Consider the following 16,172-nt stretch of genomic DNA (forward strand, 5'->3'; position numbering starts at 1 on the left):
CTTCTGCCGGATCGGGCTACGCTGATCGGGGCACAGCAGTGGTGGAGTGCGCCTGTCGTGCGCCCCTGTACCACCACGCTGCGCCCCAGCCGGCTTCAGGGCATCCAGCGATGGTCGGGAAGCCAAACGGCGGAGCCACCCACAGCAACACCCGGGCGGACTTCCACGGACGTGGCACAGCCGCCCAGCAGGTCTCGCCGTGCCGTCCGGCATGCGCCACCTGAGCCCCTCCCTATGCCTGCCTTAAGCGGAACCTAAGACTCACCAGGCCCGCGCCGAAACGGACGAATGTCCGTTTCGGTGCGGCTAGCGTGCTGCCGCAACCCCAACTCCCCAGTAACACAGAGGCAGGCACGCGATGGGCAGCACAGTCGGTCACCGGCGCAGGACGAGTCGTACGGCGAGGGTCACGGGCGCGATCGTGGCGGCGGCGGTGATCGGCGGTGCGGCCTTCGCGCTCACCGGGACCGCCCACGCCGGTACCGTCGGCGCCGTCTACACGAAGTCCAGCTCCTGGAGCGGTGGTTACACCGGCCAGTACGTCATCACCAACAGCACCGGGCAGGCGCAGTCGGGCTGGACGCTGGAGTTCGACCTGCCGGAGGGCACGAAGATCGACTCGCTCTGGAACGGCACCCACACCGTCGCCGGCCGGCGCGTCACCGTGAAGCCCGCCGACTGGAACGGGCAGCTGGCGGCCGGCGCCTCCGTCACCGTCGGCTTCGTGGCGAGCAGCCCCGGAGCACCCGGCGACCCCGCGGGCTGCCGCATCAACGGGGTGAAGTGTTCCGTGGACCAGGGCGCGACGGCCCAGCCGAGCGGGCGCCCCACCGCCCGTCCCACCGCCACCGCGGCGCCGACCACGGCCCCGACGGCGTCGGCCACCTCCGCCGCACCGACCCGGACCGCCTCGCCCTCCCCCACGGCGACCGCGACCGCCCCGACAGGCGGTGGCGCGCGCTTCGCGCCGTACGTGGACACCTCGCTGTACCCCGCGTACGACCTGCTCGACACGGCGGCCCAGACCGGCGTGAAGGAGTTCCACCTCGCCTTCATCACCTCCGGCGGCGGCTGCGCACCGCTGTGGGGCGGCGTCACCGATCTCGCGAACGACAAGGTCGCCGCGCAGATCGGTGCGCTGCGCGCCAAGGGCGGCGACGTCCGCGTGTCCTTCGGCGGGGCCGCCGGGCACGAACTGGCGCTGAACTGCGCCACCGTGGACGACTTGGCCGCCGCCTACGGGAAGGTCGTCGACCAGTACCGGCTCACCAAGGTCGACTTCGACATCGAGGGCGCGGCCCTGCCGGACACCGCCGCCAACGCCCGCCGCGCGCAAGCCATCGCCAAGCTCCAGAAGTCCCACCCGGGTCTGGACGTGGCCTTCACCCTGCCGGTGATGCCCGAGGGCCTGACCCAGCCGGGCGTGGCGCTGCTGGCCGACGCCCGCAAGAACGGCGTCCGCGTCGACGCCGTCAACATCATGGCGATGGACTACGGGCCGGCGTACAGCGGCGACATGGGGCAGTACGCGATCCAGGCCGCGACGGCGACCCAGGCCCAGATCAAGGGGGTGCTCGGACTCTCCGACGCGGCGGCGTGGAAGGCCGTGGCCGTCACGCCGATGATCGGTGTCAACGACGTGACCAGCGAGGTCTTCACCGTCGCGGACGCCACGCAGCTGGTGGAGTTCACGGCGGCGAAGGGGATCGGCAGGCTGGCGATGTGGTCCTCGACGCGTGACAAGCAGTGCGCCGCCGGGGCCGTCAACTACGCCGACGCCACCTGCAGTTCGATCCTCCAGCAGCCGCTGGCCTTCACCCGGGCGTTCGCCGCCCTCAAGTAGCGGACGAACCGTCCGGCTTCGGCCGGCTCAGGCCAGGATGCCCGCGCGGCCGGCGATGTCGAGCGCCACGTCGAGGCGTGGAGCGGGGCGGCCCTCCGCGCCGGGCACGGTCAGCAGGGCCGTCACCGCGTCGGCGTCGGCCCTGCCCTCCCGCGCGAGCGCCGCGAACCGGTCGACGGCCCCGGCGAGGGCCCGCTCGTGCACGGAGGGGACATCGAGGGAGGAAGCCGTGAGCCCGAGGAACTCCTCGTGCGAGCCGACCCAGGGCGCGGCTCCCTCCAGTCCGTCCTCGCGTACCTCCTCGGGGTACGGGATGCGGTGCCAGGCACCGTCCTCCCACCAGTACACGAAGCCGAACAGGTTGCCGTCGGCGTCGTCCCGCAGAAGGTCCCAGGGCAGCCAGTCGGGCCCGCCCGCCAGGAAGTCGATCTGCTCGCCGCCCACGTGGGTGTGGCTGCCGTCGGGGTCCTGACCGCAGAACACGGCACGTCCCCCGTCGAACACGCTCAGGCGCCACCAGCCGCCGGCGCCGGTGGCGTGGCACCACAGGCCGTCCTCGTCGAGGGCGAATTCCGTGCGGGTGGAGCAGGCGGCGTCGACCATGGCCATGATCGCGGCCCGGGCCCACAACTCGTCGGGGTGGTCGAGGTCTTCGGGCCGGCTCGGCGTGTGCATGGTGTGATCTCCTTCCGGGTGCCGGGCAAGCCTCGCACGCCGCGGGGCGGGCGCGGTACGGGGGTCCGCCGCCGTCCGCGTGATCTCCTGCCCCGCTCGTTCGGCCGCTGCCGGTCGGCCCGATCGCCGACGGTCGCCGCGGACCTGCCCGCGGGGATGCCCGTGGAGGAGGAAGCAGCTGGAAAGGGGATGAAGCGGCCTTCCTTTCGGCCACCGTGCCGGTGAGCCGCGCCGCCGTACGCTTCCTCCGGGCCAGGTGTCCCGGGGCCGACGTGAACGACGTCCTGCTCGTGGTCAGCGAGCTGCTGGGCACGTGCGGCACCCAGAGGGCGGCCGGCAGCTGCGGATGACCTGCCGGCGCGAGTCGCGCGTCGCAGGGGTCTACGACAGCAGCGGCTCGCGCCCCTGGCCCACCAGTCCTGCGGAGCCGTCGCGGCGGCCGTCCACGCGGACGGGACGGGCGAGCCGCTGCCCGCCCACATCCGGTACCTCGCCGATCAGATACGACCGTCCGTAGAGCGGGGTCAGCACGGGGACGCCTGGGTCGACGCAACGATCAACGCGCACGCGCGCGGCGTCCGCCCGACGCCTGGCCGCGGAGCCGGACCTCGCGGGGAAGGTGGCGGCGGGTGAACTGGCCGTGGCCGACGCCCGCTACGACCTGCGCGACCAGCAGGTACGCGTCCTGCCCTGAACCGGACGCACGAACGGCCCGTCCCGGCCGGGGGTCCGGCCGGGACGGGCTCGGTGCTACGTCGTTCAGACGTTGACGCAGGTGTTGGCGGCGGCCGGGTTGAGCGCGCCGATCACGTTGATGCTGTTCCCGCAGACGTTGATCGGAATGTGGATCGGGATCTGGACGACGTTGCCCGAGAGGACGCCCGGCGAGCCGACCGCAAAGCCCTCCGCGACGGAGTCCGCGGAGGCCGAGGACGCACCGCCGATGACCGCCAGACCCAGCACCAGGGCGAGGCCCGCACTCTTCCAAACACGCGACACGTGGAATCTCCTTGTCGTGCAGGGCGGTGCCGGAGCACCGCACGGCCCCGAGGGGGACCGCCCCTCCTTCTTCGGCAGCCGACCACCGTCGGCCGAAGTCCGGACGGCTCCGTTCCCCCGAAGAGGTGTCCCACGGCCTCCGTTTGGTCGTATCCGCGCGAGGGCCGGTTCGAGGCCCTGTTCGAGCGGGCGGCCGACCCGCCTTCTTCGACTTCCCCTGTCACCGGGACCGCGTGGCTGCGGTTCAGGCGGTCCGGTGGAGGTCCTCGCGGCGCACCTCGTGGGCGAACGGCAGACCGGCGCCGTAGCGGGCGATCTCCTCGATCGCGGAGTCGGCCATGCGGTGGAGTTCGTCGCCGAGGGACCCGGCGATGTGCGGCGTGAGCAGGACGTTGGGCAGGTCGTACAGCGGGAGTCGGCGGGCAGGACCTCAGGCTCGGTGACGTCGATGACCGCGTGGAGCCGGCCGGACGTCAGCTCGGCCGTGAGGGCCGGCCCGTCGACCAGGGCAGGACCTCCGCCTCGGCGGGTGGCGGCGTCGTCCAGCAGGCGGGAACGCAGCCCGGGTTCCATCGCGAGAAGGGTGCGGGGGCGGCGAAGCGACAGGGGAATGCTCCTGGGGAGTGTGCCGCAAAGTGCTTCGTCGTCACCGGGCACGGGCGGGTTTTCGCCCGGGCCGGGGACGGCGCGCGCGGCGGCACCCGGTCCGTCGGATCGGACCGGGTGCTCGCGTACCCACCGCGTCTGGTCACGCGGTCGCGGGCTTCTGCGACCAACTCGTGCACAGGGACCAGATGATGAACACGTCGATCGCGATGATGATGATCGACCACCACGGCTGGTACGGCAGCCACAGGAAGTTGACGATGATGCTGAGGCTGGCGAGGGCGATGCCCGCGCCCCTGGCCACGTTGGAGCCGAAGAACAGGCCCACTCCGGTCAGGACGACGACGAGTCCGACGATGAGGTGGATCCATCCCCACGCCGTCAGGTCGAATTCGAAGACGTAGCTGCCGAGGCGCGCGTACACGTCGTCCTCGGCGATGGCCGCGATGCCCTGGAAGATCGCGAGGCATCCGGTCACGACGAGGAGGACCGCGGCGAAGAACGTGCCGACCGCTCCTCCGGTTCCGTCGCCACCGCTGGACAGCGGTGTGGTGCCCGGCGCGGGGCCGGTGTTCCAAGTTCCCCCGGTCGGTGTCGACTGGCCCATCGAACTCACCTCACAGTTGGCGGTACCGCGCCGGACACTCATCGCAGTGTCGTCCGGCCGACGGCTTCTTGTGATCACCCGAAGCGGGTGGTCCTCCCTTCCGGGTCCGGTGGCGGGCGCGGCGTCAGGCGGGTACCTGGCGCATTTCGAGCACTCGCAGGCCCAGGGACTGGAAGCGTGTGAGGAGCCCGTACAGGTGTGCCTCGTCCGCCACGATGCCGAGGAGGAGCGTCTGCTCCCGGACCGGGATCCGGTCGAGCTCGGGGAAGTTCGCGGCGAGTGTGTCCGGCACGACGCCCGAGATGCGGAACTCGTAGCGCATGAGAGCACTCACTTCTCTCCGTAGGAAGACTTCAGTGCTGGAGCGGGAGCTGCAGCTGGATCTGGCCTGGTGGTGCCCGGCCATCGTCGCCCCGCGCCCCGCGTCCGGTCATCGCCCGTGGCGGGCGAGTGCGCCGCGCGCTCGCCCGCCACGGGCGGTGCGCCAAGGGCCTCACAGCAGGCCGAGGTCCTGCGCCCGGTGGACGGCGTCGCTGCGCCGGGCGACGCCGAGCTTGCGGTAGATGCTCTTCAGGTGGGTCTTGACGGTGTTGGCCGACACGTACAGCTCGGCCGCGATCTCCTCGGTGGACAGCATCCGCGCGGCCTGGCGCAGAACCTCTGCCTCCCGCACGCTGAGCGACTCCACCACGGGCGGCGGCCCGTCGGCCGGACGGCCGCGGCCCGGTGCCGGCCGCGGGGCCTCGGGCGGGGTCCGGCGTACGCGGGAGCCGCCCCCCGCGAACGGCAGGCGCAGTCCCTCCGGCCGGGCGAGGTCCACGGCTTCGGCCCGCCTGCGCCGGGCCTCCTCGGTGTCGCCCTCCGCTTCGGCGAGCTGCGCCCCGAGCAGGCACGCCGCCAGCCGGGCCGGCGCCGCGAGGCCTTCGTCCGCGGGCAGGCCCGCCAGCTCCCGCGCGGCGGGCCCCGTGCGGCCGGCCGCCAGGAGAGCGCGGGCACGGGCCAGGGCGTGCTCGGGCCGCCGGGAGGGCGCGGCGTCGAGTACCCGAAGGGCCGCTGCGGCGTCACCGCGTGCCAGGTGCGCGGCCGATTCGGCGACGGCCAGCTCGTCCACCGCCCACGGCCGTGCGTACGCGGGCACGGCCGTGGCTGCCGGGCGCAGGCGGGCGAGTACGGCGAGCGCGGCCTCGCCGTCGCCCTCGTACACCGCGATCCGGGCGCCGATGACGGCGGTCAGGACCGCGGTCACGGCATCGGGGCGGGGCCCGGCGGCCGCGATCGCCGTGGCCAGCTCCAGGTGGGAGCGGGCGGCCGGCAGGTCGTCGTGCTCGACGGCGACGCCCGCCAGGACGAGGTGGCCGGCGCCGGACCGGCGCTCGGGCGGCAGCGCCGCCTGCTCGGCAACGACGAGGCAGGCGCGGGCGTGCTCGGCGGCCCGCCGCAACCGGCCGCGCATCAGCTCGGCGAGGGCCAGCGAACCGAGCGCGTCGCAGAGCGGGTACTGCGTCCCCGGATCGGTGCCCGGATCAGCGTCCGCATCGGTTCGCGGATCGGTGCCCGGTGTCGTACCCGGTGCCGTGGCCGGGGCCGTGCCCGGCTCCGTACCCGGCCCCCCGCAGGCCTCGACGGCCGCCGCGAGGGCGCTCTCGGCGGCGTCGAACCGCCCGGCGCCGAGCCGCACCGCGCCGAGGGCCGCCAGGAGCAGGGCGCGCAACTCGGGGTGCGCGGCGACGCGCAGGGGCGGCAGCTCGCCGAGCACGCGTTCGGCGTCGGCCGCCGCCCGCTCGGTCGCCGCGAGGTCGCCGCTCGTGCGACCGGCGAGCACGCCGAGGAAGGCTCGGCTGAGCCGGGCGGCCGCGCCGGAGCCGGGGCTCAGGCGGGAGTCCGCGCGCCGCGCCGCGTCCTCGTATCCGGGGATGTCCTGTACGACGAGCCGGGTGGCCGCGCCGACCAGGGCGGGTGCCGCGCCCGGCGCCTCGGCCGGCAGGGCCGCGAAGGCCCGGTTCAGCTGCTCGGCCTCCAGGCCGGTGAACAGCCGTCCGATCGCGAGGTCGTCGACGAGCTGCCCCGCGGCGAACGGCCAGTCGCCGGCGGCGGCCCCCTGGACCACCGCCTCCGTGAGCCGGCCGGTCCCGGCGAGCCAGCGCGCCGCCCGACCGTGCAGCTGCTGCTCCAGGCCGGGGTGGCGCTGGCGCAGGTGTGCGCGCAGTACTTCGGCGAACAGGGGGTGCAGCCGGTACCAGGCCGAGGCGTCGACCTGTTCCAGGAACGCGTTGTCGCGGGCCAGCCCGGCGAGTGTCCGGGCGGCGTCGTCGCGGCCGGTCAGCACGTCGGCGAGGTCGGGGTGGACCCGGTCGGTGACGCTGACGCGCAGCAGCAGGTCCTGGGTGTCCGGCGGCTGCGCGTCGAGCACCTCTTTGAGCAGGTAGTCGGCGATCGTGGTGCGGTCCGCCGCGAACTGCCGGACGAAGGCCTCGGGGTCCGGGCTGCGCTGCATCGCGAGGGCGCACAGCCGCACCCCCGCGGCCCATCCCTCGGTCCGCCGCATCAGCAGCCGGATGCCCGCCTGGGAGATGTCCAGCCGGTGCTCGCCCAGCAGGGCCTCGGCGTCCGCGTGGGTGAACCTGAGGTCGGCGTGCCGGATCTCCGCGATCTCGCCCGCCGCGCGGTAGCGGTGCAGTGGGAGCAGGGAGTCCGTCCGGCTGGTGAGTACGATGCGCAGCCCTCCGGCGGCGTGCCGGAGAACGAAGTCCAGGCCCTCGGTCATGGCGGGCGGCTGGGCCGTGTCGAACTGGTCCAACACGAGGACCACGGGCTGCTGCGCCGACTCGGCCAGGCCCGCCGCCAGACGCACCAGGAACGACTGGGTCACCCCTTCGGCGCGGGTCGGTCGGCCCACGGCGGCGGGCAGCTCGACCCCACCCCGGTGCAGGGCCTCCAGGACGTACGCCCAGAAGACGCCGGGGGCGTCGTCGGGCTCGACGGTCAGCCACAAGGGGGCCCGTGGCGCACGCACGCCGGCCGCCGCCCAGTGCGCGGTGAGCACCGTCTTGCCGGAGCCGGCCGGACCGTTGATCAGGGTGAGCGGGCCCTGTACCCCGGCCGTCAGGCGTCTGAGCAGCTCGGGCCGGTGGACGAGGGTCTTCGGCACGGCCGGTGCGGTGAATCTGGCCGTGAGCATCGGGTCGCACTGTGGTCGGGCCACAGCCTCCACTCAAGCCGTCATCGGTCGTGATCACCACTCGGGTCACCCGCCCCGGGTGAGGTGCGGGCGGGCTGCGGGGTGGCGGCCGGGTCCGGCGGGTCGTCCGGGGTGCGCAGCCGGTGGGCCGCCCAGTGTTCGTGGGCCAGGACGTATCCCAGGGCGATGCCCATGGTGACGACGACGAAGAGCGTGATCAGCCAGGACAGGATGACGAAGACCATCCCGAGGCCGCCGAACTGCTGGAGGCTGTGGTTCATGGCGCGGGGCATGTAGAACCTGGAGCCCCAGCTGAGCACGCTCTCGCCGACCGCGACCAGGACGGCGCCCGGGAGCAGGGGCAGCCACGCGACCCGGCCGCCCAGCAGGAGGTGCTGGGTCCACCACCACAGCAGGGTCCCGCTGAGGAGCGAGACGACCGCACCGAGGGCCCGGCCTGCCCCGAACGCCTCCTGTACCGGCCCCTGGAACAACAGGGCCGCCAGCCAGACCAGCAGCCAGGCCACCCAGCGCCAGGCGGCGAGCCGGGCGCCCGCCTTCGGCAGGTGCCACGCGCGCTCGCAGGTCCGCTGGAGGGCGCGGCTGCAGGCGGTCGCGGACAGCAGCGTGACGACGACGCCCACCGCCCCGGTGCTCGCGACGGCCGCCGTGTCACCGGCCTGGTACACCGCGCGGATCTGGTCCAGCGCCGGACCCGTCAGGCCCAGGGTCGTGCTGACGGTGGAGATGAGCTGGGTGCGCAGCCAGTCGGGTGCGAGGGCCCCGATGACGAAGATGGCGGGGATCGCGCCGAGGAAGGCCTGCGCGGCCAGCCGGGTCGCGCAGTCCAGCAGGTTGACGCGGGCGAACTGTTCGAGGGTCCGGCCCAGGAACGGCGTGTACTTGCGCATCCAGCCCGGCACGGTGAAGCGGGGCGACTTGTCGTCGCGCGGTCCGGACACGGTGACGGCTCCTTCCGCGGGGACGGCGCCTGTCAGCTGCGGTTGCCGTCCATGAGCAGGATGGGGCAGCCCGGGGGGTCCGGCACGTCGGGAGGCCGGTTTCCGCGCGGGAAAAAGGCGCGCGGCCACGGCGGCCGCACGCCTACGATCCGGGCCGGGCCCGTCAGGCGCAGGAGGGAAGTAACGATGGAGATCATCTTCCGGAAGCTTCCGGACAACCGGCACGATCTCGAAGTGCGCGGCCGGCGGGGGCCGGACGTGCGGCTGCTGGGCCGGGCGACCGGCCCGAGCATGCCGCACGACCTCGTACACGCGGCGGTCGAGAGCGCGCTCTCGATCACCGACGGGTTCTGGGGGGCCATGGCGCAGGGCGCGACCTTCGAGGATTTCGAACCGGTGGTACCGACCCGCCACCGCCGGTCGGGGCTGAAGGTCCTGCGGCGCGGCGGCGACGCGGTGCTGCGGGCCGAGCTGTCCGTCAATTGGGCCTACCGCGTCTGGTCGGGGCTGAGCACGCAGGGCAGGGGGGTGGGCCGGAGCCCGCTCGACGAGGGGCAGGTCGCCCTGGCGTGCGCGGCGCTCGACGGTGCCGCCGGACGCTGGTCGGAGGTGGCGGAGGGCGGATCCCTCACCTGGCGCTGGTGAGCGCCCGCTCGGCGGCCGGGTCAGCCGGCGAGGAAGGAGAGCCGGACCTGACGGCGGGGGTTGTCCCGATTGGTGTCCACCAGGGTGACGGACTGCCAGGTTCCCAGTTCCAGCGTCCCGTCGACCACCGGAAGCGTCGCGTGGGGCGGGACGATCGCCGGCAGGACGTGGTCGCGTCCGTGGCCCGGCGAGCCGTGCCGGTGCCGCCACCGGTCGTCGGCCGGCAGCAGCGACTTCAGGGCGGTCAGCAGGTCGTCGTCGCTGCCCGCTCCCGTCTCGATGACGGCGAGCCCGGCGGTGGCGTGGGGCGTGAAGACGTTGAGCAGTCCGCTCCGGCCGCGCGCCACCTCCCCGAGGAAGGCGGCACACGCCGAGGTCAGGTCGTGGACGGTCTCCCGGTCCCCGGTCGTCACGTCGATGGTGCGCGATACGAAGGTGTCTGCCATGTCGCCATCCTCGCCCCGCCCCGCTCCGCGCCGGCGCAACCAGGCCGGTGCCGGCGGGTGACCGGAGGTCCGCGATGCCCACCCCCAAAGGTCGCTCACCTCCGGGTCGCCGCCGGGTACTCCATGCACACGAGGTCCTCGCGCGGGTCCCACGATCCGGTGACCCGGAAGCCCGAGCGTTCGTAGAGGGCGATCGCGGAGGTCCGCCAGCGCCACACGGAGAGGCGGACGGTGGCGACAGCGCTGTCCGCGCAGTGGGCGATCGCCTCGCGGAGCAGCACGGAGGCGATGCCGCGCCCCCGACGGGCCGGGTCGGTCCACAACCGTTTGATCTCCGCACTCCCGCCGGCCGGAGCGGTCACCACGAGACAGCCCGCCGCAACGCCGCCCTCGACGGCGATCAGCACCGTGTCGTCCGCGAAGGCGGTGCGCGGGTCCTGGATCTCGGCGCGGTAGCGCGGGGGCAGCCGGGTCGCGTCCGCGACCGGGTTCCCCTTCTCCTCTTCGGTGCGCAGGTGGTATGCGGTCAGCAGTGCCGCCAGTGCGTCCGGTTCCCGGACCAGGCGGCCGACGCTGCGGACGACGGTCGCCGTGGTGTGCTCGCTCATGACGAGAGGATGGCATCCCCGGCCGAGGGGACCCGTGGCCGGGTCAGGGCTGCGCGGTGTTGGGGTCGGCGACGACGAAGACGTCGGACAGGGGCGCGGTGTCGGCCTTCGCCCTGATCAGCAGGTCGTACGTGCCGGGGGGCAGGAGGCCGAGGGTGAACTGCTGCCGCACCCGGGGGACGGTGACGGGCACGTTGCGGACGCTCAGACCGGTGGAGCGGTCGGTCACCGAGAGGTTGGCCTCGATCTCGGGCAGGTCCCGGTCACGGAGGGCGCTGTTGGCTCCGATCTCGCAGACGACGGGCTCGTCGACGAGGTAGAGGTCGTCGCCGAGGTAGCTGAACCAGGAGGTCACGGCGGATCGCAGGTCGTCGATGCGGATGTCGTGCAGGGACTGCAGGATGCCCTTCAGGTGGTCGAGCATCGCCTCCTGGTTCTGCAGGCTCCCGTGCTTCTGCGGGACGAAGGTGCGGGCGTCCTCGGTGCCGGAGAGCGCGGCGGACAGCTTGGGGACGGTGCCGTCGCCGCCCTCGTCGAAGGCGTCGCGGGCCCTCAGCGTCACGGCCTTGTGGTCGGTGATCCGGGCCGACTGCAGGGTGGGCTGGTCCATGCCGACGATGGGGTGGTAGACCACCGGGTCGGCCTCCCAAGCCGGATCCTTCCGGTTCTCGTCGGCGGCGTTCTCCATCTCCTCGAAGAACTCGGTGAGATGGCTGCTCCACTGCGGCTGCCAGCCGGGCAGTCCGGCCTTGGCGGGGACCGCGGCCCGGCCGTCCGGCCCGTACACGCACTTGTAGACGGGCACGAGCTGGTGCAGGGACGTGAGGGAGCGCAGCAGGCGGGTGAGGTCGTGTTCGAAGGGGCCGATCCGCTTCTGGAAGCCGTTGCACAGGAACTCGACGGCGTTGAGGGAGCCGTAGTAGGGGGTGCCGAAGGTCACGACGGCGCGGGTGTCCCTCCATCCCTGCAGGGCCTCGACGAAGTAGCGGGCGACGAGTCCGCCCATCGAGTGCCCGACCAGGACGAGCCGGGCCGCGTTGTTGCCGCTCGTCTCGCGCCAGTCGCGCAGCCAGGTGGTGCTCCGTTCGGCGAGTCGGCGGGCGGCGGCCCTGTTGTCGCGCCGCCAGTCGTAGGGGAACGGGAAGTAGTTCCTGCCCTTCTCCAGGTCGAACCGGTCCAGCAGGAACCTCTCGACCGCCGTGTAGCCGTCGATCTTCCACAGGCCGGGGAGGGTGTGCAGGTCGGGAACCAGCCGGTCGGCGACGACGCCGTCTCCGAGATCGTCCGCGCGCCAGTCGTCGCCCCGCAGTTCGAGGGAGTCCAGCGAGCCGCCCAGGCTGGCCAGCGCTCCCAGTACGGCGGACGGCGAGGGCGCCCAGACGTCCTTGCCGTTCCTGGTCAGTACGCTCCCGGCGATGCCGGGGAGCAGTACGACGACGTCACCCATCGGAATCCTGGCCATGAGCGGAACCTCCTAGCTGCTCCCCGGCCGGTCGGACGTGCCGGGCGGGGCGAACGGTTCGGCCGCGTCCCCGTAGTGCTGGTAGGCGGCCCAGGCGCTCTGCCGCTGCCCGTTCGTCACGGTGCCCGGGTCCTGTTCGCTTCCGGCGTCCGGCCGGTAGATCGCCTTGCGGGCCGCCCGGACCGCGCCGCCCACGGTCGGCGGGCCGTCGCCGGTGCCGTCGGAGAACAGGTTCTTGTAGAACTGCCGGGCGAAGGTGACCCCCTGGTCGTCGGGGATCCGCCAGGCCGCCCCGATGTAGTGCCCGACACCCGCGCGGAGGAACTCGTCGGCGAGGCTCGGTACCAGCGCGGCCTGCGGGTTCCCCCACGGCGTCCGGTCCGCGACCGCGGACGGTAGGGGCTGGGCGCCGGTGCCCGCGCCGGCGCCGCTGCCGGTCCCGGTCCCCGTACCGGGGCCGGTCGGCCCGCCGAGGCGGGCCGTGTAGCAGGCGTTGGCCATGACGATGAGGGGCGGCTGTTCGAGCATGGTCAGCTCCTGGGACGTCAGCAGGCCGTCCGCGAAGACCCAGCCCGCGCGTCGACCCGTACCGGAGAAGTCGAAGTCGCCGTGTCCGCAGTAGTGGACGATGTGGTTGCCGCCGCAGAGCAGGACCCGCAGGACGTCGAGGCGCCGCGCGAGATCGACCCCCTGCTCGCGGGAGGCGTTGGTCGCGCCGATGAACAGGGTCACGTTCACGCCCAGTTCCCTGAGCTGGGCGGCGACGCCGAGGGCCTCCTCGCGGGCTCCGGGCAGTTTGAAGCCCTTCTCCGGGTCCCCCGGGTCGCCGATCACCAGGGCGCTCAGCGGCCCGTCCGACAGCCCCTCGGTCATCACGCGCGAGTAGGGCGTGCGCAGTTGCCGGGACAGCTGGGTGCGGATCGCCAGCGGGTCGCGCCTCTCGGCGCCCGCCTGCCGGATCTCGGTCAGGAACTCCCACGGTACGGAGGCGGTGTCCCGGTCGAGTTCGAGCAGCACCGTGGCGTCGTCGGTGATCAGCCGCTGGAACTCCGAGGGGACCACGAACCGGGAGAGCAGGTCGGGCAGTTCGCGCGCGTCCTCGACGCTCGGCTCCGTCAGCCGGTCCACGAGTTCCCGCAGCAGGCCCATCTCCACGGGGACGAGCCGCTCGGGTACGGTCGCCCGCCCGGTCAGCGCGGCCCAGCGCAGCCCGCCGATGCCCGACTGCACGGACATCCGGACGGGCACGGAGCCGTCCGGTGCCTCTGCGGACCGGCCGACCGTCAGGGAGAGGTCGGTGCGCTTCACCGTTGCCAGGTCGATGAGTTGCTCGCGGATCTGCGCCTGGATGTTGTCGTCGAAGTCCTTCAGTACGGCGCGCAGGGCGCTCTCGTCGTCCGGTCCGCCGAGCCCGGTGAGAGCGGCCAGGGCGTACACGGCGGCGGAGGGCCTGGACATCCGGCCGCCGCCGCCCTCGCGCAGCTCCGGGGTGATCCTCAGCCGGGGCAGGTTCGCGGTGGCTTCGGTCAGCGCGAGGTGCAGCTGCTCGGCGCGCAGTCGGTCGACCTCCACGAGGAGCACCTCGGTGAGGCGGGGCGGCGTCGGGGACGTCGTCAGCGCGGCGAGGACCCCGGCGAATCCCCGTACGAGGGCGCGGGCCGCCTGTTTCACGCTGAGGTTTCCCGTGCCCGATCCGATGAGCACGGTGGCCATGGTCCCGACGTGGCCGAGCGCCACCGCTTCGCCGAGCAGGGAGGCGTACAGCTGGCCGGCGCGGCGTTCCGTGAGGGTCCCCATCGGGCCCATGCCGACGACGGCGGCGGACCGCACCGTACCGTCGCCGCACGGGAAGTACGTGACCTCCCCCAGCTGGGCGTCGATCCAGCCGAGCTTGGTGTGCGCGGTGATCAGTCCGCGGGGCCCGACGGATATGGCGCGGTCCAGGGCGAGCTCCGCGTCGGCGGGCACCACCGACTGGTAGTGCCCTGTGACGTGCAGGTCGGCGGCGACCTCCGCGAGGTCGCCCCACATCACCGTGATGCCCAGGGACGGGCCGTCGGCGCGCGGCGCCTCCTCGGGGGGCGGGGGCGGTGGCCGCGTGGCCGGGTTGGCGGCCCTCGGTACGTTCTCCAGCAGGTCGGCGATGGTAGCGGCGGGGGTGCTCATCGCGTCCTCCTTCGAGTCGCCCGAGCCTTGCGATCCGGTGTGCGGCGCCGGTCTCCCCACACAGGATTATCCCACCGATTCGTTGCCCGGCCCTGACGAAGCAGGGCGAAGTACGGGGCGAAGGTTCGACGTTCAACCTCACTGCAGGCTGAAGCGGTGGGGGTGGGCGGGGTCGTGGGGGCAGGCGAAGATGTTGAGCTTGCCGAAGTTGGCCACGGCCACTGACGTCGGGCGGTTCGCGTCGGCTCCGGCGGAGGTGGGCAGCGGGCGCCAACTCTCGGTGTCGGAACGCCACTCGTACGAGTCGACGGTCAGCAGCAGGCGCATCCCGCGGCCGCAGCCGGGGCAGTCCGTGCTCCCGGGCCCGGTGACGTTCCACGCCGCGTGCCCGCCGGCCTTCCAGCCGGGCGCGACGGACAGGTCGCACTGGTAGCTCGGCAGGGCGGGCGGGGGTTCGCCCCCGGCCCCGTGGCCGTCCTCGCACTCGACCTCGAAGCCCTGCTCGCATTCGGCCTCGTAGGCGGCCTCCTCCTGCGCGTCCTCCCACTCCTCGACGCGCTCGCCCAGCTCGCCGGTCAGCGTTTCGATGTACGGGTACTCGGTGACCCGCTCCGGGTGCAGCACACAGGGGTTGGGCAGGTACCCGTCGAAGCCGACGCGCGCCGGTGCCGGCTGCGGCGCCAGTACCTCACGCACCTCGGCCGACCGCCGCCACCTCAGCCGTACGTGCATGCCGTGCCCCGTGGGCCCGTGGAGGTCGAAAGGGCACCAGAGGACCTGGAGGAGATCGCAGCCGTCGGGTCCGGCGGCCAGGTCCGGAACGTCCCGGGTGTAGAGCTGGGCCACCGCGAGCAGCGGCCCGCTGTGCCGGTGCGGCTCGTCGCACACCGGCCACGGCTCGCCGGCCGGCCACAGCAGCGGACCTCCCACGTGGCTGTCCCGCGCCGTCGGACTGCCGGCGCGGGGGTGCAGCCGGGTCGCCGTCGCGCGATGGGCGGCCAGCCCCGGGAACAGGGCCTCGACGTCGAGCGGCCGCGGTGGGGTCGTGAAGGTCATGCGGCCGAACCTACAAGGCGGCGGCCAGGGAGCCTACTTCGGGTGTGGGAAGCCAGTCGGCGCGGGAATACCTTCCATACTTCCCTCCACCGCTCGCGCAGCCTTCGGTTGAAAGGATGATCGGTGACGTCTCAAAGCATTCATCAGTCCTCTGAAGGGCATGTACCGGTCCTCCGTGGCGAGCAGGCGGTGGAGCGGGCCACGGGCATGGTGATGGCCCAGGCACCCTGCGGGACCCGCGAGGCGCGGCTCGTACTGGCGGCCGCCGCCGAGCTGGCACAGCTCCCGCTGGCGGACTTCGCGGCCGCGGTGGTCGCGGGCGCGCACGGGGAACCGGTACCCGCCCGGTGGGAGCGGGCGCTGCGCCGGGCGGTCGATGCCCTGTTGGGCCCCCGGCCCGGGCCGGAGGGCGGCCGGGGCGTCCGGGGTGTGGGGCTGCTGCCCAGCCGGGCCCGGACCGGGGAGGTCCTCGCCCGCTTCCGGACGGCGCGGGAGCGACTCGCCGCGGCCCCCGGCGACGGGACGGCCCGCAGGGCCATGGACGACGTCGCCTACACCCTGTGTGTGCTGATGGGCCGGTCGACCGTCCAGGAGGCCGTCCTGGCAGCCGAACTGCACCTGGCGGGAGCGGGACCGGACTGACCGGCGCGGCGGCTCCCCTCAGGCGTTGTCGTCGTCGAGTGCGGAGGCGAACCCGATGCACTCGACGTCGATCTGGTCGGCGAGCTCCGTCAGCACTCCGGAAAGGTCGCCGGCGGTCTGCCGGTCGCCGCGCAGCTCGCCGGATTCGGCCGACTGCACCCAGTCCGCCGCGAGGCGGCGCAGCAGGGTGGTCACGTGGTCGGCGGGGATCAGCAGTGCGCCGTCCGTCGCGGGGATCAGCGGTATCGACACGTGGATCATGGCAAGCCCTCCCGGA

At 73.4% G+C, this 16,172-nt stretch carries 15 protein-coding genes and 2 pseudogenes; 4 read left to right on the plus strand and 13 right to left on the minus strand.

Going from position 1 to position 16,172, the window contains the following annotated elements; translation table 11 throughout:
• Positions 1 to 358: 358 nt before the first annotated feature.
• A complete protein-coding gene (locus tag ACZ3X1_RS02330) occupies positions 359 to 1,843 on the plus strand; it encodes a glycoside hydrolase family 18 protein (protein ID WP_467275760.1) in 1,485 nt (494 codons plus the stop codon).
• Positions 1,844 to 1,870: 27 nt separating this feature from the next.
• Here the strand turns inward: ACZ3X1_RS02330 and ACZ3X1_RS02335 are convergent, their stop codons facing one another.
• The gene (locus tag ACZ3X1_RS02335; protein WP_356814988.1) at positions 1,871 to 2,518 is read right to left on the minus strand and encodes a hypothetical protein; all 648 of its coding nucleotides are present in this window, start codon (positions 2,516 to 2,518) and stop codon (positions 1,871 to 1,873) included.
• A 405-nt stretch (positions 2,519 to 2,923) separates the two neighbouring features.
• On the opposite strand from ACZ3X1_RS02335, the pseudogene ACZ3X1_RS02340 reads away from it, so the two are divergent.
• Positions 2,924 to 3,212 (plus strand): annotated as a pseudogene (locus ACZ3X1_RS02340) (carbonic anhydrase); the annotation flags it as partial.
• Between the two features lie 65 nt (positions 3,213 to 3,277).
• On the opposite strand, the gene ACZ3X1_RS02345 reads toward ACZ3X1_RS02340, so the two are convergent.
• The 6 genes and pseudogenes from ACZ3X1_RS02345 to ACZ3X1_RS02370 form a co-directional block, all read right to left on the minus strand.
• Positions 3,278 to 3,517, minus strand: coding sequence for a chaplin (locus ACZ3X1_RS02345; protein ID WP_356814989.1), 240 nt, complete (start codon positions 3,515 to 3,517; stop codon positions 3,278 to 3,280).
• Positions 3,518 to 3,761: 244 nt separating this feature from the next.
• Positions 3,762 to 4,048: pseudogene (locus tag ACZ3X1_RS02350) on the minus strand (NAD(P)-dependent oxidoreductase); the annotation flags it as partial.
• Positions 4,049 to 4,265: 217 nt separating this feature from the next.
• The gene (locus ACZ3X1_RS02355; protein ID WP_356814990.1) at positions 4,266 to 4,730 is read right to left on the minus strand and encodes a DUF7144 family membrane protein; all 465 of its coding nucleotides are present in this window, start codon (positions 4,728 to 4,730) and stop codon (positions 4,266 to 4,268) included.
• Between the two features lie 124 nt (positions 4,731 to 4,854).
• The gene (locus ACZ3X1_RS02360; RefSeq protein WP_030662027.1) at positions 4,855 to 5,052 is read right to left on the minus strand and encodes a hypothetical protein; all 198 of its coding nucleotides are present in this window, start codon (positions 5,050 to 5,052) and stop codon (positions 4,855 to 4,857) included.
• 171 nt (positions 5,053 to 5,223) lie between these two features.
• Positions 5,224 to 7,908: a winged helix-turn-helix domain-containing protein gene (locus ACZ3X1_RS02365; RefSeq protein WP_467275765.1), complete on the minus strand. Its 2,685-nt coding sequence runs from the start codon at positions 7,906 to 7,908 to the stop codon at positions 5,224 to 5,226.
• Positions 7,909 to 7,949: 41 nt separating this feature from the next.
• Complete coding sequence (locus ACZ3X1_RS02370; protein WP_467275767.1) at positions 7,950 to 8,870, minus strand: YhjD/YihY/BrkB family envelope integrity protein; 921 nt, start codon at positions 8,868 to 8,870, stop codon at positions 7,950 to 7,952.
• Positions 8,871 to 9,056: 186 nt separating this feature from the next.
• On the opposite strand from ACZ3X1_RS02370, the gene ACZ3X1_RS02375 reads away from it, so the two are divergent.
• Positions 9,057 to 9,515, plus strand: coding sequence for a hypothetical protein (locus ACZ3X1_RS02375; protein ID WP_362622035.1), 459 nt, complete (start codon positions 9,057 to 9,059; stop codon positions 9,513 to 9,515).
• A gap of 20 nt (positions 9,516 to 9,535) precedes the next feature.
• Here the strand turns inward: ACZ3X1_RS02375 and ACZ3X1_RS02380 are convergent, their stop codons facing one another.
• From ACZ3X1_RS02380 to ACZ3X1_RS02400, 5 genes are all read right to left on the minus strand, one after another.
• Entirely contained in the window at positions 9,536 to 9,961 is a 426-nt protein-coding gene (locus tag ACZ3X1_RS02380) for a secondary thiamine-phosphate synthase enzyme YjbQ (RefSeq protein WP_467275771.1), read from the minus strand.
• A gap of 95 nt (positions 9,962 to 10,056) precedes the next feature.
• Positions 10,057 to 10,569 (minus strand): GNAT family N-acetyltransferase, encoded by a 513-nt coding sequence (locus ACZ3X1_RS02385; RefSeq protein ID WP_356813278.1) that lies wholly within the window; start codon positions 10,567 to 10,569, stop codon positions 10,057 to 10,059.
• A gap of 43 nt (positions 10,570 to 10,612) precedes the next feature.
• On the minus strand, positions 10,613 to 12,031 hold the full coding sequence (locus ACZ3X1_RS02390) for an alpha/beta hydrolase (protein WP_467275775.1): 1,419 nt from the start codon (positions 12,029 to 12,031) through the stop codon (positions 10,613 to 10,615).
• A 12-nt stretch (positions 12,032 to 12,043) separates the two neighbouring features.
• Complete coding sequence (locus tag ACZ3X1_RS02395; RefSeq protein WP_467275778.1) at positions 12,044 to 14,197, minus strand: CHAT domain-containing protein; 2,154 nt, start codon at positions 14,195 to 14,197, stop codon at positions 12,044 to 12,046.
• Between the two features lie 138 nt (positions 14,198 to 14,335).
• Entirely contained in the window at positions 14,336 to 15,253 is a 918-nt protein-coding gene (locus tag ACZ3X1_RS02400; protein WP_467275780.1) for a hypothetical protein, read from the minus strand.
• Positions 15,254 to 15,460: 207 nt separating this feature from the next.
• On the opposite strand from ACZ3X1_RS02400, the gene ACZ3X1_RS02405 reads away from it, so the two are divergent.
• Positions 15,461 to 15,895 (plus strand): DUF5133 domain-containing protein, encoded by a 435-nt coding sequence (locus ACZ3X1_RS02405; protein WP_467275782.1) that lies wholly within the window; start codon positions 15,461 to 15,463, stop codon positions 15,893 to 15,895.
• A gap of 18 nt (positions 15,896 to 15,913) precedes the next feature.
• On the opposite strand, the gene ACZ3X1_RS02410 is transcribed toward ACZ3X1_RS02405, so the two are convergent.
• The gene (locus ACZ3X1_RS02410; RefSeq protein WP_356813273.1) at positions 15,914 to 16,156 is read right to left on the minus strand and encodes a DUF6213 family protein; all 243 of its coding nucleotides are present in this window, start codon (positions 16,154 to 16,156) and stop codon (positions 15,914 to 15,916) included.
• Between the last annotated feature and the right edge of the window lie 16 nt (positions 16,157 to 16,172).

The sequence above is a fragment of the Streptomyces sp. NPDC023541 genome (assembly GCF_055559995.1).